We start from the raw sequence: 21,772 nt of genomic DNA, 5'->3' as shown, positions 1-21,772 counted from the left end.
TCACCAGACCACCAACCGCGGACCGGCAGAGTCCGCCCCGCAGCCACACGATCAGGCGACACCAGATGCAGTCAAAGGCTCACGAACCGCCCACTGAAGACCCGCAGATCCCGCACACGGTCCACAACGTCGTCGCTGTAGTCGTATGCGATGTCTCGCAGGGCAGTCAGCACGCTGACTCTCTCGCCATCCGTCAGCGTGCTGAGCGCCTCGTAGTACCGGTCATCGACGCCCAGGCTAAAGAAGTCCTCGTCGAGAGCAGTGAATCGGCGTGGCAGCCGACTCTCCGTGGCGTTGAACTCACCACGGCCACCTGACCCCATCTCAACGTGCCCGATACGGACACCGCCAACGGTCTGCGAAACACTCCCGCGACGCTTGATGCGCAACTTGTATAGCGTCACGAAGCCGTAGTCGTTCCAGTTGTCCGGCACCAGAAAGGCGCCGTCGAACTCCGCAGGTAGATCCCGTGGCCCTTCCACCACCACGAACTGCATGACGCCACCTCATCCCCCAGCTCGCCCTTGATCACACTGTAATCCAAAGACCGCGACCAGCTACAGAAACCCTGAGTCGGACGACGTGCTGCCCACCCGGTCGGCAAATAAAGGGTCGTTTCTTTCTGGTGTTTCATCACTTATGTGACGTTTGACGTCTGGAGTCGGGTTGCGCCAGGAGATGGTGGTCTCGTTGGTGAGGCGTCGGACCATGAGGCCGGTCATGGCGTGTGGATCAAACGCACAAGGCAGTTCCCCATCATCATGGATGCCGAGTACCGGGCGGGTCGCGCGACGTCCCCTGCTCACTACTTCGGCGCGGTCAGTTCCTAGCGAAACGGGTTCTCGGTACCACGGTCATGCTCGGTGGCGGCGTCGAGGAGTTCGGGCAGGTCAGTACCGTCAGCGTCGCGCTGATCGATCCACCACCCGGCCCGTGTGACCGTACGGGCTTTTTCCTCCAGATCTGCCCAATCGGCCTCGTCCCAGGTGCCCTCGACAACGAGCGTGGTGTGGGCTGCAGTCATGAGTTGGTGGCGGGAGCGTTCACCCCAGTCCACGGCGCGTTCCGGCCCTTCCAACGGGGGCATGCCGAACTTGGTGGCCCACTCGGCGGCGGCCCGCTGTTCCTCGGCCCGCTTGGCGGCAAGCCACTCCTCCTTGGAGGCAGTGTCGTTGCCGCGGGTGGCCTTCCAGCAGTCGGTGCAGTCCCGTTCGCCGAGCCAGCGGGCGAACCCGGCCCGCCGGTCGGTGGCGCGGTCGGACAAGTCATGGACGATTTCGTGGCCGCAGGCGTGCTCGACGGTCCACTTCGTATGGACAGCCATAGATCGATCTCCTTGAACGGGTCGTGTGTGAGTGAAGGTGAAAAGGGGCCAGCCCGCCGAACCCGCAGGCGGTCCTACGCTCGGCGGGTGACGGCCGTGCTACGGGGCGGCGCTGGGGGAGGTGTGGTGCTCAGGGCGGGGCGGGGCCGCATCCGCGGTGGTACCGGGGTGCCGTATGGCGGCAGCACGCCGACCGTGGCGGCGAGATCCTTGGCCGCGTCGTGCACCTCGCGGGTGAGGAACGTGAGTTGCCAGCCAAGGGCGTCGAGCTGCTGCCCGCGGACGGTGTCCAGGCTGTAAGAGAAGCGGCCCGCCGTATCAAGGAGGCGCTCCAACCGGACCAAGGGACCGGCTTCGTAGCCTTGCTGCGCGCGGTGAGCAGGGCCTCGGAGACCTCGCCGGCGGTGCGGGCCTCGATGACCTCTTGGAGCAGCTCCTGCATCGGAAGGTTTCAGCGGCGGGGCGTCCTGCTGGGCGGTGCATCGGCAGTCATGGCCGGCGGCCGTGAGGGCGCGGCCGGCGCCTCCTGGCCGGGTGGGTGAGGGCGAAGGCCGGGGTCGAGGTGCACCGGGTAGCGGGCGGCGGTGAGCATGTCCGCCGCCCAGGCCGCGTGCTCGTTCTCCCAGTCCCGGCCGAGGTCGAACGGCAGCCGTATCCAGTGCCCGCGCAGGGCCGGCAGGAAGAGGAACCCGGCTCGGAGCAGGATGTCCCGCGCGAACGCGTCGATGGTGCCGGTGACCTCGACCTCGCCACCCCGCCCGCGGGTGATGCGGATCGTCTCACCGCAAGGTGTCATCGGGAGCGTCCAGCCGACAGGTGAACGGTCGGAGCGTAGGTGGGCTTCGGCGGGATGGCTCGCGCGGCCGGTGCGGTGGTGGTCGGCGCCGCACGGCGTTGGGGGGAGCGCATGGCCGCGGCCTGTGCGATGCGGGCGCGACGATCCGAGACATCGTGGCGCCGTACCGGGCGCGGTGCGGCGGCCGGTGCGTCCGGATCGAGGCCCATGTCGGCGGACACCGAGTAGCCCTGAGCCCGCAGATCGCGGCCGGCCTGGCGGGTGCGGCGCGGACCGTCACGGTCGGGCTCGGTGAGGCGGTAAAGCCCGGGACGATCGGGGATGGGCTCGAACTGCTCGCGGGTGAGGAACCAGTGGGCCAGGTGCGCTGGCATCGTGGCGGTGAAGGAGGCGACGAAGCCGTGCTGGGGATGAGTGCCGAAGGCGAAGTGAGTACCAGGGTCCAAGAAGGTGGGTCTCCTTAGGAATCGGGTGCCGGTCAGCGATGGCGTGCCTGGCCGGGCGTGAGCCGGTGGGGCGGCTGGGGAAGGGCAACAGTGGGGCGTGGGCGAGGGGAGGCAGCGCGGGCCTGGCGCAGAAACTGCTGGCTGTGGGCGAGCCAGGTCTCGATGGCCGGCCGGGTCTGTGCTCGGTGCTCGGCGCGAGACAGCGGAACGCCGCTGTTCAGGTCCTCGCGAAGCTGCAGCGTGGTGAGGAGCGCGACGGCGAGCTGGTCGAGCACCTCGGCGTCCTGCGGCCACGCGCTGGTCGCTGGACGGCACTGGTCGAGTAGCGCCGGGGCGTGGTCCAGGACGGTGAGGAACTCCCGCCACGCGCTTTCCAGGAACTCGCCGACGGCCGTGGTGAACGCCGGGGGTTCGACGCGCACGGCGCCGCCGGGCTGGGGGGCGGCAGGCAACTCATTCCAGGAGCCCCACTCCGACTGGATGAGGTCGAGGGCCTCGGCCACGTGCGCGATCCGGCGCTCGTGGACGGCGCGGTCGTAGGCGGGCAGGTAGCGCTGGATGATCACCTGCGCGGCGCGGCCTGGGAACGGCGGCACGGTGATGCTGCGGGGAGCGTGCGGATCGTCGAACCCCTCACCGAACGGCTCTGGTACGAAAGCGCCGACGAGGTAGCTCAGTTGATGACCGGGGTGTTCGACGAGGAGCAAGGTGGTGCCGGAGATGGGGTCGGTGAGAGTGGCGGCGTGGGGGATTCGGTCGGTCTGTACGACGCGGGCGAGTTCGCCGCAGTCCCACAGGTAGGCCACGAGGTCTTCCTGCCACACCGGATGGGAGTAGATCTCGACCCGGGTGTCCCACTGGCCGGGCAAGCAACGGGCGATGTCCTGGGCGGTGTCACCGATGAAGCGCCGGCTGCTGGCCGTCACCTGTATCCCCCGCGCCTCGGCATGCTCGGCCAAGTGGGCCAGGGTGGCTCTGACTGCCGCCTCGTCCGTGTAGGTCAGCTGGTACACCCCGGCCTCGCCCCGGCGAAAACCGGCATCGTTCAACGCGCTTTCCGCGGACTTGTACTGCTCGCCGGTCGCAATGGCGACGACGCCGACATTCCGGCTGTAGGTGAGCGTGATCTGTGCGTCAGCCACGCAGGGCCTCACGGTGCAGGAGCGAGCGCAGGCTGCGGCCGTACTGCCAGGCGTGCTCGCGGGCGGCGCTCTCCAGCTGGTCGTATCCCGGCTGGGCGGTCATCTGCCCGGTGTGCTTGCGGTAGCGGTAGACCGGCAGTGGCAGCAGGATCCCGGGAGCGAGGCTGGTGATGCCGACGGCCGTCATGTAGTCCTCGCCCTGGACGAGGCCGCCCATCGGGGCCGCGCGCACCAGCTCGGTGCGGGCCAGGATCGTGGTCGGTCCGATCGGAATGGTGTCGGCCGGTGAGCGCCAGTACGTCCATACATCCCCCGCCTCGTGCCGGCCGGGCGGCGCGGGGCACCGCCAGAGCGTGGTGCTGCCGTCGGGGTGGAGGTCCTCGCTCCACCCGGCGCACCAGCCCACCCCCGCCTGCTCCAGGGCGTCGAGCCGGGCGGCCATTGCGTGGTCTGGGAACAGGTCGTCGTCGTCCGCCCAGTTCACGTACGGAGTGCGGACGAGATTGAGGGCGAGGTTTCGGGCGCAGGCGGCGCCGACGGGCCGCGGCACTGTCAGGGTGCGTACGCGCGGATCGCTGGCGAGCGCTGCCGGCAGACGGTCGGGGCCGACGCCGTCGAGGGCGAGGACGGCCTCCCAGGGCACGGTCTGCCGACAGAGACTGCGGTGCATGGCGGTCAGGAAGCCGAGGCGGTCCTCGCGCAGGCGGGTGGCGATGACGACCGTGATCAGGGGGGTGGACAGGGCGAGGTCTCCGGTGTGCGGAGGCTGGGGTTAGCGGCGTGCGGCCGTGCGGGGCCGTGGCGAGACCGCGGTCCGAGCGGTCCGCGGGACCGTGCGCGTGGAGGTGGCGAGCGGCGAGGGCGTGGGCGCGGGCCAGTCAGCCGGATGGTCGCTGAAGAGGGTGCGGGGATCGGTGTCCCAGCCGATGACCGGACCGGCGTCGGCGTGGGTCACGCTGATCACTTCGATGCCCTCGGAGCGCAGGCCATAGCCCCACTGCACGTCCTGGTCGGCGGCGGTTCGTTCCGTGACCGTCATACGGACTGGTGGGGATCCGTCCGGGGTGATGAGGTGGTCGAAGGTGCGGCTGGGCCACTGCTCGCCGCCGGTCAGCGCCGTGAATACCTGTGGTGGCGCGCCGGCAAGGAGGTCGGTGCCCAGCTCGTCCCAGCCGACGGCCACGCCGTCGACGAGGTGTTGGACCATGGCTTCGACGTCGCCTTCGAAGCGGTACTGGAAGGCGGCGAGGAGCAGGGGCAGCTTCGCGCTCGGCTGGCCGTCGAGCTGGACGTAAATGCCGTCATAGCCACTGGTGGTGGGGCGGGCGATGAAGGAACGGGTCGACAGAAGGAGCCTCCAGAGGTTGTGATCAGCGACCCGGGGCCGCACCGGTGGGCGGTGCGCCGGGCGGCGCGGGCGGGAGGCCGGGCCCAGCGCGGCCCGGGAACGGGCTGGGAGTGGGCGGCGGTGTCGGGTCGTACTCGGCGCGCAGGATCGCCAGATCCGCTTGATGGCCGAGGGCCAGCGCCGACAGGCTGTCGCTGGCCGCCCTCATCAGCATCTTGGGCGGTGAGCCCAGCTCCGCTCCGCGGTTCTGGCCCCGCCACCGGGCTGCAGCCACAAGGTACTCACTCACCGCTTCGAGCACGGGTGCGGCGGCATCCAGCAGGCGCTGGGTGACCGCACTGGCCTGCGCGGGGGTCTCGGCGGCGGCAAGGGCATGGAGATAGGGGCCGAGGTCGGGCGCCGGCAGCGGCTGCTCGGGCAGTGGGTGCTGGGCCAGGAACGGCTCGGCGTCCCGCCGGGCCCACCGCAGCAGGTCGTTGTCCGTGGCGATGCCGTAGCGGGCGGCGGCGATCTGGTCGCCGTCTCGGCCGACGTTGTCGTACAGCTCGAAGTCGGGTCTCGCAGGGCCGGCTCCTAGAGAGAGAAGTCGGGGACAGTGGGCTTGGCGTCCGTCCGGCGGCAGCCGTAGCCCAGCAGGCTGGAGGGCTTCGGCGTGGCCGGGACACCAGCGACGTCGGAGCAGGTAAAGGTGTAGGTGAAGGCAGGGGCCGGTGCGTTGAGCCAGGCGCGGTCGAGCTTGTCCGGCACGATCTGAAGCCCCGGGGCGGCCACGGCGTCGTGCTGCGTGTGCGTGTGGGAGAAGATCACGAGTGCACCGGTAGTCGTCTTCAGCGCGTACGCATCAGGGAACTCCGTATCGGCAGAGGAGAAGCGGGTGGTGCCGCGTGTGCCGAACTTGCGGGTCGTCTGGTCGTGGACCTTGGTCTGCCGCCGGGACGCCTCGGTCGGGGTGAAGACCTTCTTCCCCGTCTTCTCGCCTCCGGTGGCGAAGTTGTCCGCGATGGCCGTCCGCAGCACGCCGACCGGCGCGGCGAGCGAGGCGGAGGAGGCGTCGACCGCGGTGGCGTAGCCGTCCTTGTCGAGGATGATGTTCGGTAGATGCTCGGGGTCGTCGAGGTCGACGGCCGCGACCATCTCCCAGCGCTTGGCCTTCGTGTTCTCGGCCAGGACCAGCACGCAGGCGTACTGCTTCCTGCTGCCGGAGCGGGTCACGGCGGCGAACCACCGCTGTTGCCCTGGCGTGATGCGCGGGATGTAGACATCCGTTGCGTCGAGGTCGTACGCCCGCGGCCGGTACGGCTCGCGGTCCGGCCTCGGCAGGGCCGCCTCCTCCTTGAGGTCGGCGGACGACATCGCGTACAGCGGTCCGTCCTCGACGGTGTCGAGGAGCTTGGTGTCGCCGGTGGCGTTGGCCGTGTTGTTGATCTTTGAGTAGTGGGCGATCTGGGCCAGAGCCTCCTGCTTCGCGAGCGCCGGCTCAGCGGTCGGCGTGGGCTGCGCGGTGCGGGGCGCCCGTGGTGCTGTCGTGGGTGCTGCTGGAGGTGGAGCACGCGGACGCGGTCAGCGCGACAGCAGCGGCGGTGAGCAGGAGTGTGGTGCGGCGGACAGAAGTGTGCAGGGGAATGAGGAAACTCCGGGGGATCGTGATTCAGCGGGTGCGGGCTGGCGCGGGCGTCGGCGGTGACGGGGCTGGCCGTATCGATCGGGCGTCCGCAGCAGTGCGCAGGGACTTGGCGGCACGGGCGAGATGCGCGCGGCTCTCGGCAAGGCGTTCCACGAGTTGCTGGTGCGCGGTGTCCACGGTCCAGTTGCCGGCGCGGCCAGGATCTTGGTGGCTGAGATCGGCGAGGACGCCAAGGCAGTGGACGGCACCGCCCAGAGCAGCGAGTGCGGCTCCGGCGGGTTCAGCAGCACGCGCGAGGGCGAGGGCGGCGCGGCGTTGGGACGGCGTGGCCTGGTCCGGATAACGAGCAGCGGCTCGGTGGCGGAAGGCGCTCTCGCCGGCCAGGTAGCCCAGCAGCCGGGCCAGGTGCCGTACCTCATCGTCCAGAATCTCGCCGAGTCCGGGGCCCGGTTGGACCTGGTCAGGAAGCGGGAGCTGGTCGGCGACGGTGTTGATCCGGTCGGCCACGTCGTGCAGCAGCATCCGCTGGTCGGGATCGGACAGCGACGGTGTGCGCACAGGGAGGTCCGGTTCTACCGCCGGGCGGTCGGCTGCCTCGCGCCGGGCGGTGCGCCCAGGGCCGGTGCTGCCGTGCGGGGCGGAACGGATGGGATGGGGGCGGCATGCCGGAAGTTGACGCCGATGCCTTGAACGGTGAGCTGCCGGACCGCGCTCTGCAGCAGCAGGGCGCGTGCCTCGGTGCTGTAGGAGGCGGGGAGGACGAACGCCGCCTCGTGCGGGCTGTACTGGAAGTAGCAGGCGTACAGCACGGTGCGGGCCACGGCGGGCACGCTGGCGGACGGGGCGCCCACCACGCCGTCGGGGTACCAGATCAGCGTGAGCGACTTGGTGACCTCAGGCGCGGCGGGCCGGTGCGGTGGCTCCGGCTGATGGAGGGCGTTGCGCCGGACCGCGTTCAGGGCTTCGGCGTAGCGGGGCAGGACACGGCGGACGACCTGGGCGGCGGCACGGACCGGATCGTCGGGGACGGCGATGCCGTTCGGCTCGTCCACCCCGCGTAAATGGTGCGGCCTGAACCCGTCGGGCCGTAGCGGCGCTACCAGGTACTGGCGGGGGTAGTGGGGGCGCGGTATCACGCAGAGCTGTTCGCCGGCTGGCCCGTTGAGGAAGGCGGTCGGCGGGTCCCAGTCGAGCAGGGCCGAGTGGGTCGGCCCGCAGTCCCAGACCTGGTCTGCGACATGCGGCTGGTCCTGGGGCGGCGGGAATCCGGTGTACCGGCGGTGCCACTGCCCAGGGAGGTGCGCCGTGAGGTTGGTGGCGAAAGTGCTGTGAGTCTGTGAGGACAGGTGGCTACTCCTGGGGGCGGAAGGGGCCAGGGCGGCAACGTCAGCGGCGGGACTCGGGCGTGTGCCGTGGGGCGGTGGGGCCCGGCGAGGTGGTGGCGGTGGGCGTGGTCGCGCGTGTCGGTTCTGCGTTTGCTGTCGGTGGCGCGTAGTGGGCGCGCAGGTTCTCCAGGTCGGCTTGGGCCACCTTGGCCAGGGCGGTTCGGATACTCAGGGCCGCTTCGCGCAGCAGGCGCACCGACTGGGGCGTGTGTCGGTGCTCGGTGCCGGCCCAGAGGGCTATGGCGATGAAGTGGCTGGCGATGTGGTCGAGTGCGGGTGCGGTGGCGGCGACCAGCTGGTGGGTGATGGCGCTGACCTCGGCAGGTGTCTTGGCCGCGGGGAGTGCCTGGAGGTACGGCGTCAGGTCCGGTAGAGGGGTGGGCTGGTCCGGCAGCGGGTGGTTGGCCAGGAAGGTCTCGGCGTCGCGGCGAGCCATGCGATAGAGGTCGCCGGGTGGAGCGGGGCCGTCGGACTGTGTGGAGGGGCGTGGCGACAAGGAGCCTCCGGTGCGGTGGGCGAGGCCGTCCAGGGTCAGTGCATGCGGGCGTCGGTGTCGAAAAGCGCCAACTCGCTGCTGTGGAGCAGGTGTTGGACGATGAAGGATCTGCCGGCGACCTTCCACAGGCCACGGCCGCGGTTGAGGTGGGCGATGGCGTCGACTTCGACGGAGGTCAGGCCGAGCAGGGAGGCGGCGGCGTGGAGCTGGTCGGTTTCCTGCCGGTAGATGATGCGGGTGGAGCAGTCGGCGAGGAGGCCCTCGGCGAGTGCCCGGCCCTGTGATCCGGCGTCGCCGGCGGTGAGCAGGTCGCTGAGCCTGTGGATGACCATGAGGTTGGCGATGCCGAGTCCGCGGGAGAGTTTCCACTGGGCCTGCATGCGCTGCAGCAGGCCGACGTGGCGCATCAGGCGCCATGCCTCGTCGTAGACGATCCAGCGCCGGCCCCCGTGCGGGTCGGTCAGGGCGGACTCCATCCAGGCGGAGGCGCAGGTCATGGCGAGGACGAGGGCGGTGTCGTCGCCGGATCCGCCGAGCCGGGACAGGTCGATGGTCAGCATGGGCGCACGCGGGTCGAAGCGGACGGTGGAGGGCGCGTCGAACATGCCGGCGAGGTCGCCGTGGACGAGGCGGCGCATGGCGTGGGCGAGGTCGCGGGCGGCCTCGCCGAGGTGTCCGGACATCGTCCCGGCGGCCTCGTCGAGCTGGGCCGGGTTGTTGAGGGCGGAGGCGACGTCGCCGAGCAGCGGCGTGCGGCCGGTGCCGGCCGCACGGTTGACTGCGGCGTCGAGGGCGACGTCGAGCGCGGTGTGCTCCATGGGCAGCAGGTCCCGGCCCAGGACGGTCCGGGCCAGGGACCCGAGCAGGAGCAGGCGCCTTTTGCGGATCTCGCCTTCCCAGTCGGCCTCGGTGATGCTGTCCGGGCGCGGGGCCGCGTCCAGGGGATTGAGGCGGCCGGGCAGCCCGGGGCCGAGGGCGACGGAGGTGCCGCCCAAAGCCTGGGCGACCGGGGTCCACTCGCCCTTGGGGTCGCAGGGGACGTACACGCGGTAGCCGAAGGCGATGGACCGCAGGGCGAACGACTTCGCGAGCGCGCTCTTGCCCTGGCCGATCACGCCGGCCAGCAGCACGTTCGGGTTGGTGAAGCCCTCCACCTTGCCGTACAGCGCGAACGGGTCGAACACGAAGGATGCTTCGGCGTGGACGTCGCGTCCGATGTAGATGCCCTCGGCGCCGAGCCCCCCTTCGGCGAGGAAGGGATAGGCGCCTGCCGCGATGGCGGTGGTCATGCGGTGGGCGGGCAGCTTCAGCCGGTTTCCTCGGGCGGAGGCCCGTCCGGGGCGCCCGCCGGGCGGATAGACGGGTGCAGGCGTGGCGTGCTCGTCCGGTGCCGGGCCTGTGGCTGGGTGGGTGGCTGTCTCGGCGCGTGCCTTTGCGGCGGCTTCTGCGAGCTGCCTGCGGGCGGCGCGCCGGGCGGCGCGGTCGGTGCCGTGCGGGGTGAACAGCGGGCTGGCGGAGGCGCGGCGTGCGCGGCGGGCGGGCCGGTGGTTCATCGGGGCCCTCGATTCGGCGGATGGTGCTCATCGCACGCACGAGGTGGTGTGCGGTGCGCGGTGCAGGTCGGTGGGGGTGGTCTTGCGCCGGACGATGTGCCCGGCGGCGAGATGGCGCTGGCAGATGGTCAGGAAGGGAGGCCCTTCGGGGAGCTGCCCGGGCTGGCACTCGGCGGAGTCCGCGGACGTGGCCGGCAGAAGGTGGAAGGCCGCGTGGATGTCGGTGGTGGCCTGCCACAGCCGGGCGCGCGCCGCAGCAAGGTGTCGGCCAGCTGCGGGATGCGGGGGCCGTGCCGCCTCGGCCAGCTGGTCGAGGAGCCGGTGCAGTTCTGTGAGGTGGGCGTGGAGGGTGTCGAGGTGCCCCCGGTCCGGGAGGATCGCGGGCACGGAGCCGCTCAAGACACGCCTGTGATGGCGGATGCCTGCGGTGGCGGCCCGCAGGTAGGGGTGGGAGTCGGTCTCGCTGGAGCGGGGCTGGGGCAATCGGGGGTCCTTGCCGCCGTGGAGGCGGGAGCGGTGGCGTTTAGAGGGTGGTGCGGGCGAGGGGGAGTGCCGCGACGGCGAAGGCGTCGGGCTGCTGATACCAGAGCCTGCGCAGGTCGACGCCTGCGGTGACGGCGGCGGTCTCGATCTGGGCGCAGGCGGCGTCGAGGGCGGCGTCGGTGTCGGCGGTGACGGTGATCAGGCCGGTCAGGGCGACGTCGGCGTGCCCGGCGATCAGCTGGCGCTCGCGGTTTTTGACGTCGGCGTACTCGATGGAGTCCTCCTCGCTGTCGACCTGCCCGCGCCGGGCGCGTTCGGAGGCGTCGGCGATGATCGCGGCCTTCTTTCGCTGGACGTCGCGCAGCGCGGACTCGAGCGGCTGTGGGACGTAGGTGAGGGAGAGGGTGCGGCGCACGCCGGCGGTGAACATCAGGCCGTGCAGGAAGCCTGCGCCCATCTCGGTGCGCGGCCAGTTCTCCACCCAGTAGGTGGCGTGGCGGGCGGAGTCGGTGGCGATGCGGTCGTACTCCTCGACCTGGACGACGGGGCCGGCGGCAGCCGGGTCGGCTTCCGCGCGGCCGGTCGGGGACCACTGCTGGAGCGCGGCGAGGGCCTTGGGGTCGTAGGCGGTGCGCACGACGGCGGCGATCTCCCGCGCGGACAGCCACCCGGTGATCATCAGTCCGGCGTTCCGGGCGGCCTGGGCGATCGAGGCGGTGGTCTGTTCCATGACGGTGAACGCGCCGGGCAGTCCGCCGCCGGCCTGGGAGATGAGGCGCTTGGCGGCCTTGAGGTCGAGGGAGATCGCCAAGTAGGTCTCGTGCGGGGCGGCGGCCGGTCCGGCGGAGGCGACCAGGTCTGCGTACACCTGTCCTGCGACCGGTGCTTCGGGCCGGCCGTGCTGGGCCCAGTGCCGGGCCAGGGTGTCACCGGAGTCGGGGACCGTGCGTTCCAGGACCTGCACGGTGGCGACGTGCCCGGTGCGGGCGGTGCCCGCCAGCGCACGCCCCCAGCCGTTGACGTTGTGGTTCTGCGTGGCCGGGTCGAGCAGGGCGAAGGCACGGCTGCTGACGCGGGCGACAGCGGTGAGGGTCTGATGGTGCGGGTCGTGCACGGCGGCGGCCCCATTGGCGGAGTCGCCGGGGGTGACGACCTTGAGAGAGGCCGCCGTGCCGGGCAGATGAAGGATGCCGTCCTGGCGGGGCCGGGTGACGGGCCGGGCCAGCCACAGGGTCTGTCCGCTGTGGCGGCGCCAGGCGAAGCGCGCGACGATCGGCGCCCAGTCGATCAGCGAGCGTCCCTGCCGGCGAACGGCGACCACAACGGCCACCGCCGCCCACAGCGGAGTCAGGGTGATGGCGCCCAGCAGCCCGGTGGTCAGGACCGTGACCAGGAGCAGAGCCAGCGCGGCAGAGACGAGGACGAGCTGGTGGAGGGTGAGGCCGAGCAGGATGCCTCGGCGGCTGCGGTGCGGGAACTTGACGGTGGCCGGGGATACGGCGAGGTCGGACAAGGAGGCTGCTCCTGGAGCGAGGGCCCGGGGGCGGGAAGGACCGTGAGCCTTCCCGCCCCCAGGGATCGGGCATCGGGCAGGAGATCAGAGACCGGTCGCGGGCGGCGGCTGTGAGGCCGCACCGTTAGGCGCGGAGGTCGTGCCAGCGGTCTGTGTGCCCGCGGCGGGCGGGGCGCCCTGTGGCGGCGGAGTCGTGGCCGACGGCGCGGACTGCCATCCGCCGCTGTGGCCGGCGGCTGCGGCACCTTGGCCGAATCCGCTCGCACCGGGGGTGCCTGCGCTGGTAGGGCTGCCGCCCATCTGGCCGCTGGTGTCGTCGGCGACGTGGGTCGGCGGCGGCTGGACGGCTTGCTCCAGACCGGACTTGGCGGAACTGCCGCCCGACGGGCCATCGGAGGCACCGCCTTGGGCAGAGTCCTGTCCGTTGCCGGACGAGTGGGAGGCGATGTCGCCGGGGAACCCGTCTTGGCCGGGCACGGTGTCCGGGCCCTGCGGAGCTGCTGCGGCTCCGGCCGCGGCACCGCCGGTTCCAGCGGTGGCCGCCATCGCCGCGGCCTTCCGGCCCGCGCGCTCGGCGTGCTGCCTGGCCAGCTGCGCGCCCGCTCCGCCGGCACGGTGCAACGTCTCTCCGTCGGATCCCTCGGCCGCCCAGTGCACGAACTTGAAGGTGGCGTAGGGGCACAGCAGCACCAGGATCATGACGACGATGCCGGCGAGGACGTCCGCGAGGGCGGCCAGGCCGTCCTTGGCGTCGGTCTTGCCCATGGCGGCGATGCCGAGGACGAAGACGATCGTCATCAGCAGCTTGGATACGACGAGGGTGGCGGTGGCCTCGATCCAGCCCTTGCGCCAGCGGCGGGCGACTTCCCAGCCGCCGCCAGCTCCGGCGAACACGGCGAGGGTGACCATGACCAGGATGCCGACCTTGCGGACCATCATCACGCACCAGTACAGGAAGGCGCCGATGGCGGCTCCGATGCCGGCGAAGACGGCGACGAGCCAGCCGAGCCCGGCAAGTCCTGGCAGGGATGCCACCTTGACCATGCGGCGGACCGCGGAGGCTATGTCCGTGTGCGCGGCCTGGAAGAGGCCGGCGGAGAGGGCGTCGGTGACTTCGATCGCGACGGTGGTCAGGGCGATCGCGGCGAACGCGAAGATCACGCCGGAGGCGGTGCCGGTGAACGCCTGGGTCAGGGCCTGGCCGTCGCGGCGGATCGCGGCACGGACCAGCTGCGCGCAGAAGGTGGCCACGAGCATGACCAGGCCGATGGGCAGGATCGTCTCGTAGTTGTCGCGGAACCATCCCGCGTTCAGGTCGACGCGGGTGGTGGCGTCGACGGCCTTGGACGCCAGGTCGGCTGCGGACGCGGCGAGTTCGCCGGCGCTTTTCGCCATCCAGTCGCCGATGTACTTGCCCGGGTCGGAGGCGAAGTCGATGGCCTCGCCGACCGCGCAGACCTTGTCCGCGACGGGGAGATCACAAAACCCCATGAGGACTCCTTTCGGTCAGGGCGCGACGCGCGGGGCGATGGCGACGAGCGAGCAGTCGGCGGAGGGGCGGCACTGCACAGCGAGGGTCATCGAGCGGTCCTCCGCACCCCCGCCGCCCTTGGTCCAGGTGATCGTCTGCTGGCCGGTGACGGTGACTGCGTAGATGTACGCCTTGGTGATCGCGGCCGGGTCCTCGGACAGGGCCTGTTTGAAGGCGGCCGGGTAGTGGCCTTCGCTGATGGTCGCGGTGGCGTGCTGCTTCTGGTCCGCCATCCGAGACCACAGCACCGGGTCCGGTATCTGCGCCGAGACCGACGCCCAGTCGCCGTACTCGCTCTCCTTCGTCATCCACGCCTCCATGCCGGTCAGCTGCTGGGCCTGGCTGGTGGTGCGGGTGTCGTAGGACCAGAGCATCTTCGCGGCGGCTTTGGCGAACTCCACCGGATCGGAAATCCTCGGCGGCCCGGCCACCGGGCCACTGGCGGAGGAAGGCTGGTCCGTCGGGGAAGCGGAGCCGTGCACCGGCGCCGGGACGGGCGGGGCAGCGTGGGTGCGGTTGCCGTGGCCGGAGAAGATGGCCGCCGCGGCAGCCAGGGCGAGCAGGCAGGCCAGGCCGACCGCAATGGCGATGATGCGGCGATTCGGGGCCCAGCCGAGGCCGTATCCGGGGAGGCGTTTGAGCATCAGTGGACCTGCGACCCCAGACCGGAGAAGAAGGCCACGATGCCGTTCGCGGCGCCGAGCCCGAGGGCTGCGCCGACGGCGACGGTGGCGCCCTTCTTGCCGTTGGCCTCGGCCTGGTGGCCACCGGTGTGGTGGCCCCACGCCCAGACCGCGAGGCTGACGGCCAGGGCGCCGACGACCGCGATGATCGCGAACATGTTGATGCTGTTGACGACGTTCTTCAGGACGGTCAGGCCCGGAAGGCCGCCGCCTTTGGGGGAGATGCCGGGATCGTAGGCGAGTTGGACGGCAAGGGCAGCGAGGGGTGACGCGGGTATGGAGGGCTCCTTGCGTGGGCAGGCCCGAAGGCCCTGGCGGGAGGGGCATTTCAGAAAGAGGGGGTGTGCCGAGCGGCGGGAGAGAGGCCGGCGTCAGATGACGCGGCGGGCGGCGAGGACGGCCCAGTCCTTGAGCGGCGTGATCCGTACGGGCTTGCCGGTCCGGGGGGCTTCGATGACCAAGCCCTCGCCGATGTACATGCCGACATGCTCGGGCCGGGCCGCGGTGCCACGACTGAAGAGCAGGTCACCGGGCTTGAGGGCCTTCGGTGAGACGGCCTTGCCCTCGCCGACCTGGGTGTAGGTGGTGCGGGTGAGGGTGATGCCGGCGTGGGCGTACGCCTGCTGCATCAGGGAGCTGCAGTCGCAGCGGGCCATGGCGTCCGGGCCGTGGGGGTTGGTGCAGGATCCGCCCCACTGGTACATCGTGCCGAGCTGCTGCATCGCCCAGACGATCGCCTTGCGGGCTCGCGGGTCGGTGCCCTTGGGGATCTTGTATCCCTTGGGAACGGCGCCCTCGGGGATGGGCCCGTAGGACGTGCCGTCGGCGGTGTCGCAGCCGGTCGCGGGGGCGGGCTTGTCGTCGGTCTTGCCGGCGTCCTTCTCCCCGGAGTCGGGGAAGGTGGCGGCAATCGCCTTCTGCAGCGTGGTCGCCAGCGGTTCCCACTGTGCGTAAGCGTCCGGATAACCGGAGCGCTGCACTGCTTGGGCGGCCTGGGTGACGGTCATCTGCTGCCAGCCGTGGACCTTCAGCAACGCCTTGTAGAACTGCTCGGACGCGTAGACGGGATCGTGGATCTGCGCGGCGGTGCCCCAGCCCTGGCTGGGCCGCTGCTGGAACAGGCCGAGAGAGTCACGGTCGCCGCCGCCGAGATTGCGCAGCCGGCTCTCCTGCATCGCGGTGGCCAGCGCCACGATCTGACCGCGCTTGGGAACGCCGAGGCTGATGCCGGTGGCGACGATGGTCTGTGCGTTCGGGATCTGCTCGCCGGGCAGGTCCAGGTCCTTGATGTGCACCTTGGAGGCGTCTGCACCGTCGAGGATCTTGGTGACCTGATCAGCGATCTTGCTGGTGTCCACGTCGGAGAGGCAGTCGAGCGATGAGGTGGTGCTCTGGGCGGCTTCGCTGGAGGTGGCCATCATCACGGCGCCGCCGCCGAGAAGGAGAGGGGAGAGGAAGACGACGCCGATGCCGGCGGCGAGCCCCTTCAACCTGTGGTGCCCACGCGCAGATCACCGGTTTCGGGCAGGGGCGGATAACGAGACGTCATGCAGGGGTCCTTCGGGTGCGGTGTCCGGCACGCCGCGCGAGCGCAGGGAACGCGGGAAAGGGAGCGCAGCAGACCGGGGTGGGCGGAATCAGGAGTGGCCGGCCACAGGCGAGTAGCCGCTCGCCGAGCGTGGCCGACAGGTGAGGTAGGTGTGCGGGGGCAGCGTGAACCTCCACGAGCCAGAGGGGGAGTGGGCCAGCGCCGGTGTGCGCCGGGCGGTCCAAAAACAGTAGGCCCAGATCGGCCGTTGACCAAAAAGTCGGCGCGAGGTGCCGGAATCCGGCCCCTCAGCAGCGCACTTCTTGGTCATCGGCCGAATCACGTCTACAGTTTTTGAACTCCCCCTCGCCCTCCCCAGACCATGGTCATGGGCCTGCTCATGCCCGTTTTCCGGCCAATGGGACTTGCCGACGCGACGGGCATTCCACGCACGTACTCCCACCCGAATCGGGGTTCCTCTTTGCCTTTTTCCCTGCACCAGGGCGACGCGCTGAGCGTCCTGTCCAAGCTCCCGGACGACTGCGTCGACGCCGTCATCACTGACCCGCCGTACAACTCCGGTGGGCGCACGGCGAAGGAGCGCACCAGCCGGTCCGCCAAGCAGAAGTACACCTCCGCCGACGCCAAGCACAGCCTGGCCGACTTCACCGGCGAGAACATGGACCAGCGCTCTTACGGGTTCTGGCTGACGCAGATCATGACGGAGGCCCACCGCCTCACCAAGACCGGCGGTGCGGCGCTGCTGTTCACCGACTGGCGCCAGCTGCCCATCACGACGGACGCGATCCAGGCGGCCGGCTGGCTGTGGCGCGGCGTCCTGGCCTGGCACAAGCCCCAGGCCAGACCCCAGAAGGGACGCTTCACCCAGAACTGCGAGTTCATCGTGTGGGCGTCGAAGGGCGCCATCGACGGCTCCCGCAACCCGGTCTACCTGCCGGGCATGTACTCCGCTTCACAGCCGTCGGGCTCCCAGCGGCAGCACATCACGCAAAAGCCCGTCGAGGTCATGCGCGAGTTGGTCAAGATCTGTGCGCCCGGCGGCACAGTCCTCGATTTCTGCGCTGGCTCCGGATCCACCGGCGTGGCCGCCCTGCTCGAAGGCCGGGACTTCATCGGCGTGGAGAAGACCGAACACTACGCGTCCATCGCCGCCGACCGGCTGACGAAAACGATCCGTCAGACCCTCGGCCAGGAGGACGTGGTCCTCACCGCCTGACTCCACCGCCCCGCCACATACGAATCCGTGTCGACCGCCGCATTCGGTCGGTGCACTGCCGGATAGTTCCTGTCCCCATTTCCGCGGCACTCAGGAGGTTACTTCTCTCATGTCCGAATCCATCGACCCCCCGGCTGACGGAGAACTGGAGCCGGTGCGGATCCCGGACACGCAGCTGGAGGGGATCGAAGCCAGTGTCCGTCGGCTGATGGAACAAACCGCAGAACAGGCCCGGCAGTTGGATCACCTCGCCTCCGCTCCGCCCGCAGCTTCGCCGTTTGCGGCGTTCGGCATGCCGGGGTTCGGTGGATCCCCGGCACCGGCTGCGCCGGAGCCTCGTCCCATCCTGGAGCTGGAGGGCGAGGCGTACGAGGACGAACTCGACGCCCTGTCGGACTGGGTCGACGACTTCCTCTTGCCGATCTACGGGGCGGAGGTCACCACGGCGGCGCCCTGGTGCCTGCAATGGCAGGAGCACAGCGACGTCGTCGCCTGGCTGCACGCCCTGTGGCTGGCCTACCAGCAGCACAAGGACCCCGAGGCGGGCCTGGCCGGCATGTTTGTCTGGCACCGCGACTTCCTCACCCACGCCATGGCCGCGATCCGTGCACCTGGCGGCCCCCTGTCCGCCTGCATGACCTCCCCGGACCGTCCCGCGCACCGTCTCCTTCCCGGACCGCCCCCCTCGGCCCGCGCGGAGAAGGAGTCCGCCGCGGCGGAGGCGTCCGGGCCTGGGGAGTACGGGCTGACGGCATGAGCGAGGGGCAGCAGCCGGCTTTCGGCCTGAGCTTCGATCCCCGTGCCCTGAACGACCTGCTCCAGGCGCCATCCGACATCCGCGATCTCACCCTCGCCTATCTGCAGGAAGTGGTGAACGCCGAGCGCTTCGGGCTCCGCCTGACTGGTGACCTGGAGGGCTACCGCAAGCTGTTCGTGGACGCTCGCAAGGACTGGCGGGTCGTCTACGGCATCCGCCCGGCGCCCGAGTCGTCGGCGCACCGGCGGGAGATCCACGTGGTCGCCGTACGGCCGCGGGCGGGCAACGACGTCTACGACGAGGTCGGCCGCCGCCTGGGAATGACCCGCCGACCGCTCAGCGCCCGCACCCACGCGGCACGCGCCCGTTCCCCGCAGCTGGTCACCCGCGGTCCCGTACCCAGGCCGGCACCGCTGCCGTCCGCCATGCCGGGCCTGCCCCGCCCCGCGCAGAGCCCCTCCCCGCTTCACACTCGCTGACCACAAGGAACCGCCTATGCCCCCTGATCCGGCGCCCACGGCTGCCCGCCGCGCTGTGTCCCCGCTCGACCCTCGCATCGAGGCAGCCACCGGCCACGACGTCGACACCCTGTGGGCCCACCGCGACCGCGGCATCCTCGACCAGGAGCACACCGAGCTGGTCGACCGACATCGGGAACTGGCCCAGGCCGAGACCGGCGTCACGTTCTACCGCACCCTCCTGCACCGGCTGTCCTCCGGGGAGTTCCCCGTCGATGCCGCTTTGTTCGAGCGGATCGACCGCACCGTGGACCAGCTGGAGGAGGCCGCCGCATCCCGCGACGCCGCCATGCGGCGGGTGCTCGACGCGCTGGAGCCGATCGAAGCCGCCGCGCGATCAGCACAACGTGGCGGCGAGGCGCAGATCACCGCGGCTGATCAAGCGGCGCTGCTGGCCATCGCCGGCGGCGCCAAGCTCTACGAGCATCTCCTGACCGGCCGGCTGTCCGTGACCACCGCCTCAGGCACCCGCGTCCCCTACGCCGAGCTTCAGCGGCTCCAGTCCGCCAGTCTCGTCGCCCTCGATACCAGCCATCCCGTCCAGGCCGGCCAGCCGGTCAGTCTGACCGACGCCGGCCGTGCCGCGCTGACCGCCAACCGCCGTACAACGCAAGCGTCGTTGCCCACGGCGCGACCAGGGGCATGGCCGTCCGCACCGGCACAGCGACGCTGAGCTGAAAGACCGCATGCCCACCCACGAACCATCCCCACCCGCCGACCGGGACCTGTCCCCTTCCCTGAGCTTCCGGGTGGACGACCTTGACACCGACGAGCAGATCAGCGCGGCATTCTTCCGTCTCGTCAGCGTTCACAAGGACATGCTCGTCTCCCTCGCCGAGCACCACAGCGCCGATGGCGCCCGCAGCTTCTACGTCCTGTACGACGGCTCGGCCACCTGGGACCACCCAGGTGTGCCGCAGTACGTAGCTCTCCACCTGCAACGAGACCTGGAGAGACGCACGTTCAGTCTCGAGCGGGCCACGTTGCCTCCTTCCTCGATGGCGCAGTCCTGGCTGATCCGCCGCGGCTGTCCGCCCGAGTTCCTCACGCTCGATCCCGAACGGGGCACAGCGCCGGCCGACGAGGCGACGCAGGCCCTGGAGCAACGGCTCATGAGAGACGGGGACCACTACGCGCTCGGCTGGTCCCACACCCAGGACGACCCGGACGACTGGCTCACGCTCGCGGTGTTGCGGGCCCTGGACGAGCGCGCCCCCTCCCCATTCCGCGTCGTAGTCGAGGACGTCGACATCGAAGCGGGAACGCACACACTGCGCGAGGGCGGCTTCGATTCGGTCGAAGAAGCCTTGCAATGGTGCGATGACCGCCTCGGTGGCGTAAGTAAGGCTCTGCCGCCGGTCCGCCCGGTGCCATCCCGCCCTGCTCCTGCGCCGAAACCGGCGTCCTCCCGGCCCTCTGGCCGCTCACGCTGAAGCCCCGTTTTCCCGTCGGCGCGGCGAAACATAGCCGATGATCGCCGGTTGGCCAAACCGGCGATTCTCCGGACTCTTATACGGCCGCCGGGAGCACCCCGGGTTCGGCACTCCCCAGCATTCCTTTTCCCTCGTATGGAGGTTCTTTCCGCATGCGCGCAACCCGCATTGCCGTATCCGCTGCGATCCTCGGCGCCCTCGCCCTGCCGATCGCGTCGGCGACCACCGCCACGGCCGCCCCGAGCAGCGCCCTGACCTCCCAGTCCTGCAACGACCCCGGGCCGTGGGTCATCGGCACGAAGGCCGTGACCATCCGCTCCAAGGCGTCGGCCAAGTCCACCGCCGTGGGCATCCTGTACCGCGGGCACAAGTTCACCGTCCACAAGACCAGCGGCAACTGGCGCTACATCACGGACCGAACGACGGGTGTGAAGGGCTGGGTGTCCGCCACCTACGTCTACCGCGACGTCCGCATGTGCCTCGACTAAGCCGCGCACGCCAGTAACTCGACTGTATAGCGGCGCTTTTGAGCGTTCGATTCCCTCCCGGACCTGCCAGTTAGAGGATCCCGGTGTCTACCAAGAGGAGTCTCTCGTGTCTGACGCTCCACTCGATGCGATAGACGATGTCGTGGGCGTGCTCACCGAACAGATCGAAACCGTTTCGGGATGAGCATGGATCAGTTGAAAGCCGCCGTCGCCGCTGCGCCGACCGCCAACTCGCAGGCCACCGACGTGGTCAAGTGGCACGGCCTTCTCCTCGAATCGCAGGCAGCGCTGGAGCGTGCGGAGGACACCCTCGTGGCCGCGCTGGACGGCCAGCCCAGTGAGGTCGACGACCCGACGATGGAGTTGGCCCATCGCGTCAACGCTGCCGTCACCACCCGCGACGGGCGGGCCATGGTTGTGCGGTGGCTAATCGACCCGGAGGCCAGGGGCAAGCAGGATCTGGCCGCCCGGCGGCCGGCCCGCTTGCGCGGGCGTCAGGGACCGGCCGTCACCACCAGCCCCCCGCCGAGGCCGGCGACCACCCAGCAGCAGGGAAGGAGCCTTGCGCGGTGAGCGCCCGGCTCAAGCCCAGCTCCGCGGACGACCGGCTGCACCAGGTCTTCGGCGTCCCGGTCTGCGACCTGTACACGGCAGCGGTTCGTCCCGACGCTTCCCCCGCGCTGTGCCGGGCTCTGGAGCTGCGCTCCTTCCTGGCTCTGGCCGAGGAGCAGGTCGCCCGGGTCCGTGACCGTGTACACGCGGCGATGGCCGGGGACCGTGACATGGGCGAACTGTCCGCCGAGGACCTGCGGACGGATGCGCAGTGGCTCGAGGCGGCACTCGATGCCCGCGACGGTTACCGCTTCGCCCTCGATCAGCTCCTGCGTGCCATGCCCGCACCCGGGCAGCATGCCCGGGCCGCGCGCACCGCACAACCGGCCCGTCCCCCCGCCCCGTTCCCGACCGCGGTCGCCCCGGCACCCACGGGTGCCGGGGCGACCCGGGCCCGCCGACTGTGAAAGCCCCGGCTTGACCCACCCGATGTCCACCGAGATTGCCGGACGGATCGAGGACCTCTACGGCGCTCCGCTCGCCGCCCTCGAAGTACATGCCCGAGACCAGCCGCCCGGCATGCTCACCGCCCTCCTCGGCCTGCACGACACGCTCGACTTCGCCGAGCGCAGCATCACCTTCCACCGCGAACGCCTCGCCCAATTTATCCACGTCGGGCGGAAGATCAGTGCCCACGAGGTGGTGCACGTGCTCGACTGCGCCCGCCGTCTCGCCGAGGCGGTCGCCGTCCGGGACACCCAGGCGGTCGCGGCGTCGGCGGTGCTGCAGAGCCTGGTGCGCACCGAGCCGGCCGGGCAGGCCGAGCCGCGGGAGCCGTCCCCGGCCCCACCCACCACCACGGTGCCCACGGGCCCTGCCGCTGCCGCCACGAGCAGCACGCCGAGCCGCTGACCCGCACGCGTATCCGTCACGAT

General features: G+C 70.7%; 27 protein-coding genes and 1 pseudogene. 10 read left to right on the top strand and 18 right to left on the bottom strand.

Annotation, left to right across the window (positions count from 1 at the left end):
- Positions 1–71: 71 nt before the first annotated feature.
- The 7 genes from ACZ7FF_RS27225 to ACZ7FF_RS27195 form a co-directional block, all read right to left on the bottom strand.
- The gene (locus ACZ7FF_RS27225; RefSeq protein WP_470815064.1) at positions 72–497 is read right to left on the bottom strand and encodes a hypothetical protein; all 426 of its coding nucleotides are present in this window, start codon (positions 495–497) and stop codon (positions 72–74) included.
- A 329-nt stretch (positions 498–826) separates the two neighbouring features.
- Complete coding sequence (locus tag ACZ7FF_RS27220) at positions 827–1,324, bottom strand: hypothetical protein (RefSeq protein ID WP_470815063.1); 498 nt, start codon at positions 1,322–1,324, stop codon at positions 827–829.
- A 451-nt stretch (positions 1,325–1,775) separates the two neighbouring features.
- A complete protein-coding gene (locus tag ACZ7FF_RS27215; RefSeq protein ID WP_470815061.1) occupies positions 1,776–2,120 on the bottom strand; it encodes a hypothetical protein in 345 nt (114 codons plus the stop codon).
- Positions 2,117–2,566: a hypothetical protein gene (locus tag ACZ7FF_RS27210; protein ID WP_470815060.1), complete on the bottom strand. Its 450-nt coding sequence runs from the start codon at positions 2,564–2,566 to the stop codon at positions 2,117–2,119. Before ACZ7FF_RS27210 ends, ACZ7FF_RS27215 begins: the two co-directional genes overlap by 4 nt.
- A gap of 32 nt (positions 2,567–2,598) precedes the next feature.
- Positions 2,599–3,708, bottom strand: a complete 1,110-nt coding sequence (locus tag ACZ7FF_RS27205; RefSeq protein WP_470815058.1) for a hypothetical protein — start codon at positions 3,706–3,708, stop codon at positions 2,599–2,601.
- Complete coding sequence (locus ACZ7FF_RS27200; RefSeq protein WP_470815087.1) at positions 3,701–4,438, bottom strand: glycosyltransferase family 2 protein; 738 nt, start codon at positions 4,436–4,438, stop codon at positions 3,701–3,703. The genes ACZ7FF_RS27205 and ACZ7FF_RS27200 overlap by 8 nt, the downstream gene beginning before the upstream one ends.
- Before the next feature lie 42 nt (positions 4,439–4,480).
- Positions 4,481–5,098 (bottom strand): hypothetical protein, encoded by a 618-nt coding sequence (locus ACZ7FF_RS27195; RefSeq protein WP_470815056.1) that lies wholly within the window; start codon positions 5,096–5,098, stop codon positions 4,481–4,483.
- Positions 5,099–5,429: 331 nt separating this feature from the next.
- Between ACZ7FF_RS27195 and ACZ7FF_RS27190 the strand changes: the two genes are divergently transcribed.
- On the top strand, positions 5,430–5,633 hold the full coding sequence (locus ACZ7FF_RS27190; protein ID WP_470815055.1) for a hypothetical protein: 204 nt from the start codon (positions 5,430–5,432) through the stop codon (positions 5,631–5,633).
- Here the strand turns inward: ACZ7FF_RS27190 and ACZ7FF_RS27185 are convergent.
- The 11 genes from ACZ7FF_RS27185 to ACZ7FF_RS27135 all read right to left on the bottom strand — a co-directional run bounded on the left by ACZ7FF_RS27185 (position 5,630) and on the right by ACZ7FF_RS27135 (position 15,814).
- Positions 5,630–6,481 (bottom strand): DUF8094 domain-containing protein, encoded by an 852-nt coding sequence (locus tag ACZ7FF_RS27185; protein WP_470815085.1) that lies wholly within the window; start codon positions 6,479–6,481, stop codon positions 5,630–5,632. The genes ACZ7FF_RS27190 and ACZ7FF_RS27185 overlap by 4 nt on opposite strands.
- A 223-nt stretch (positions 6,482–6,704) precedes the next feature.
- The gene (locus ACZ7FF_RS27180) at positions 6,705–7,238 is read right to left on the bottom strand and encodes a hypothetical protein (protein WP_365170094.1); all 534 of its coding nucleotides are present in this window, start codon (positions 7,236–7,238) and stop codon (positions 6,705–6,707) included.
- A 14-nt stretch (positions 7,239–7,252) separates the two neighbouring features.
- Complete coding sequence (locus tag ACZ7FF_RS27175; RefSeq protein WP_063823264.1) at positions 7,253–7,732, bottom strand: hypothetical protein; 480 nt, start codon at positions 7,730–7,732, stop codon at positions 7,253–7,255.
- 334 nt (positions 7,733–8,066) lie between these two features.
- The gene (locus tag ACZ7FF_RS27170) at positions 8,067–8,501 is read right to left on the bottom strand and encodes a hypothetical protein (protein ID WP_470815052.1); all 435 of its coding nucleotides are present in this window, start codon (positions 8,499–8,501) and stop codon (positions 8,067–8,069) included.
- Positions 8,502–8,596: 95 nt separating this feature from the next.
- Entirely contained in the window at positions 8,597–10,114 is a 1,518-nt protein-coding gene (locus tag ACZ7FF_RS27165; RefSeq protein ID WP_436999650.1) for a VirB4 family type IV secretion system protein, read from the bottom strand.
- A gap of 27 nt (positions 10,115–10,141) precedes the next feature.
- The gene (locus ACZ7FF_RS27160; RefSeq protein WP_470815051.1) at positions 10,142–10,597 is read right to left on the bottom strand and encodes a DUF6238 family protein; all 456 of its coding nucleotides are present in this window, start codon (positions 10,595–10,597) and stop codon (positions 10,142–10,144) included.
- A gap of 40 nt (positions 10,598–10,637) precedes the next feature.
- Positions 10,638–12,110, bottom strand: a complete 1,473-nt coding sequence (locus tag ACZ7FF_RS27155; protein ID WP_470815049.1) for an SCO6880 family protein — start codon at positions 12,108–12,110, stop codon at positions 10,638–10,640.
- An 84-nt stretch (positions 12,111–12,194) separates the two neighbouring features.
- Complete coding sequence (locus ACZ7FF_RS27150; RefSeq protein WP_058082971.1) at positions 12,195–13,601, bottom strand: SCO6881 family protein; 1,407 nt, start codon at positions 13,599–13,601, stop codon at positions 12,195–12,197.
- A gap of 15 nt (positions 13,602–13,616) precedes the next feature.
- Positions 13,617–14,285: a hypothetical protein gene (locus ACZ7FF_RS27145; protein ID WP_436999647.1), complete on the bottom strand. Its 669-nt coding sequence runs from the start codon at positions 14,283–14,285 to the stop codon at positions 13,617–13,619.
- Positions 14,285–14,602 carry a DUF6112 family protein gene (locus tag ACZ7FF_RS27140; RefSeq protein WP_470815083.1) on the bottom strand — a complete coding sequence of 106 codons (318 nt, stop codon included), beginning with the start codon at positions 14,600–14,602 and terminating at the stop codon, positions 14,285–14,287. Before ACZ7FF_RS27140 ends, ACZ7FF_RS27145 begins: the two co-directional genes overlap by 1 nt.
- A 93-nt stretch (positions 14,603–14,695) precedes the next feature.
- Positions 14,696–15,814, bottom strand: a complete 1,119-nt coding sequence (locus ACZ7FF_RS27135) for a C40 family peptidase (RefSeq protein ID WP_351348516.1) — start codon at positions 15,812–15,814, stop codon at positions 14,696–14,698.
- A gap of 519 nt (positions 15,815–16,333) precedes the next feature.
- Here ACZ7FF_RS27135 and ACZ7FF_RS27130 point away from each other — a divergent pair.
- The 9 genes and pseudogenes from ACZ7FF_RS27130 (at position 16,334) to ACZ7FF_RS27090 (ending at position 21,749) form a co-directional block, all read left to right on the top strand.
- The gene (locus tag ACZ7FF_RS27130) at positions 16,334–17,089 is read left to right on the top strand and encodes a DNA-methyltransferase (RefSeq protein WP_058082975.1); all 756 of its coding nucleotides are present in this window, start codon (positions 16,334–16,336) and stop codon (positions 17,087–17,089) included.
- Positions 17,090–17,297: 208 nt separating this feature from the next.
- Positions 17,298–17,846: a DUF4913 domain-containing protein gene (locus tag ACZ7FF_RS27125; RefSeq protein WP_058084157.1), complete on the top strand. Its 549-nt coding sequence runs from the start codon at positions 17,298–17,300 to the stop codon at positions 17,844–17,846.
- Entirely contained in the window at positions 17,843–18,325 is a 483-nt protein-coding gene (locus tag ACZ7FF_RS27120; protein ID WP_058082976.1) for a hypothetical protein, read from the top strand. Before ACZ7FF_RS27125 ends, ACZ7FF_RS27120 begins: the two co-directional genes overlap by 4 nt.
- Before the next feature lie 16 nt (positions 18,326–18,341).
- Positions 18,342–19,037, top strand: coding sequence for a hypothetical protein (locus tag ACZ7FF_RS27115; protein ID WP_058082977.1), 696 nt, complete (start codon positions 18,342–18,344; stop codon positions 19,035–19,037).
- Between the two features lie 13 nt (positions 19,038–19,050).
- Entirely contained in the window at positions 19,051–19,797 is a 747-nt protein-coding gene (locus ACZ7FF_RS27110) for a hypothetical protein (RefSeq protein ID WP_470815046.1), read from the top strand.
- Between the two features lie 152 nt (positions 19,798–19,949).
- A complete protein-coding gene (locus ACZ7FF_RS27105) occupies positions 19,950–20,285 on the top strand; it encodes an SH3 domain-containing protein (protein WP_203349077.1) in 336 nt (111 codons plus the stop codon).
- Positions 20,286–20,391: 106 nt separating this feature from the next.
- Positions 20,392–20,858: pseudogene (locus tag ACZ7FF_RS27100) on the top strand (hypothetical protein).
- On the top strand, positions 20,855–21,304 hold the full coding sequence (locus ACZ7FF_RS27095) for a hypothetical protein (protein WP_391700684.1): 450 nt from the start codon (positions 20,855–20,857) through the stop codon (positions 21,302–21,304). Before ACZ7FF_RS27100 ends, ACZ7FF_RS27095 begins: the two are co-directional and overlap by 4 nt.
- Before the next feature lie 22 nt (positions 21,305–21,326).
- On the top strand, positions 21,327–21,749 hold the full coding sequence (locus tag ACZ7FF_RS27090; protein ID WP_470815044.1) for a hypothetical protein: 423 nt from the start codon (positions 21,327–21,329) through the stop codon (positions 21,747–21,749).
- Positions 21,750–21,772: the final 23 nt, after the last annotated feature.

It is taken from the genome of Streptomyces sp. NPDC037126 (assembly GCF_055605965.1).
The sequence above is the reverse complement of the archived record's forward strand: the minus strand, read 5'-3'. Positions and strand labels throughout refer to the sequence as shown.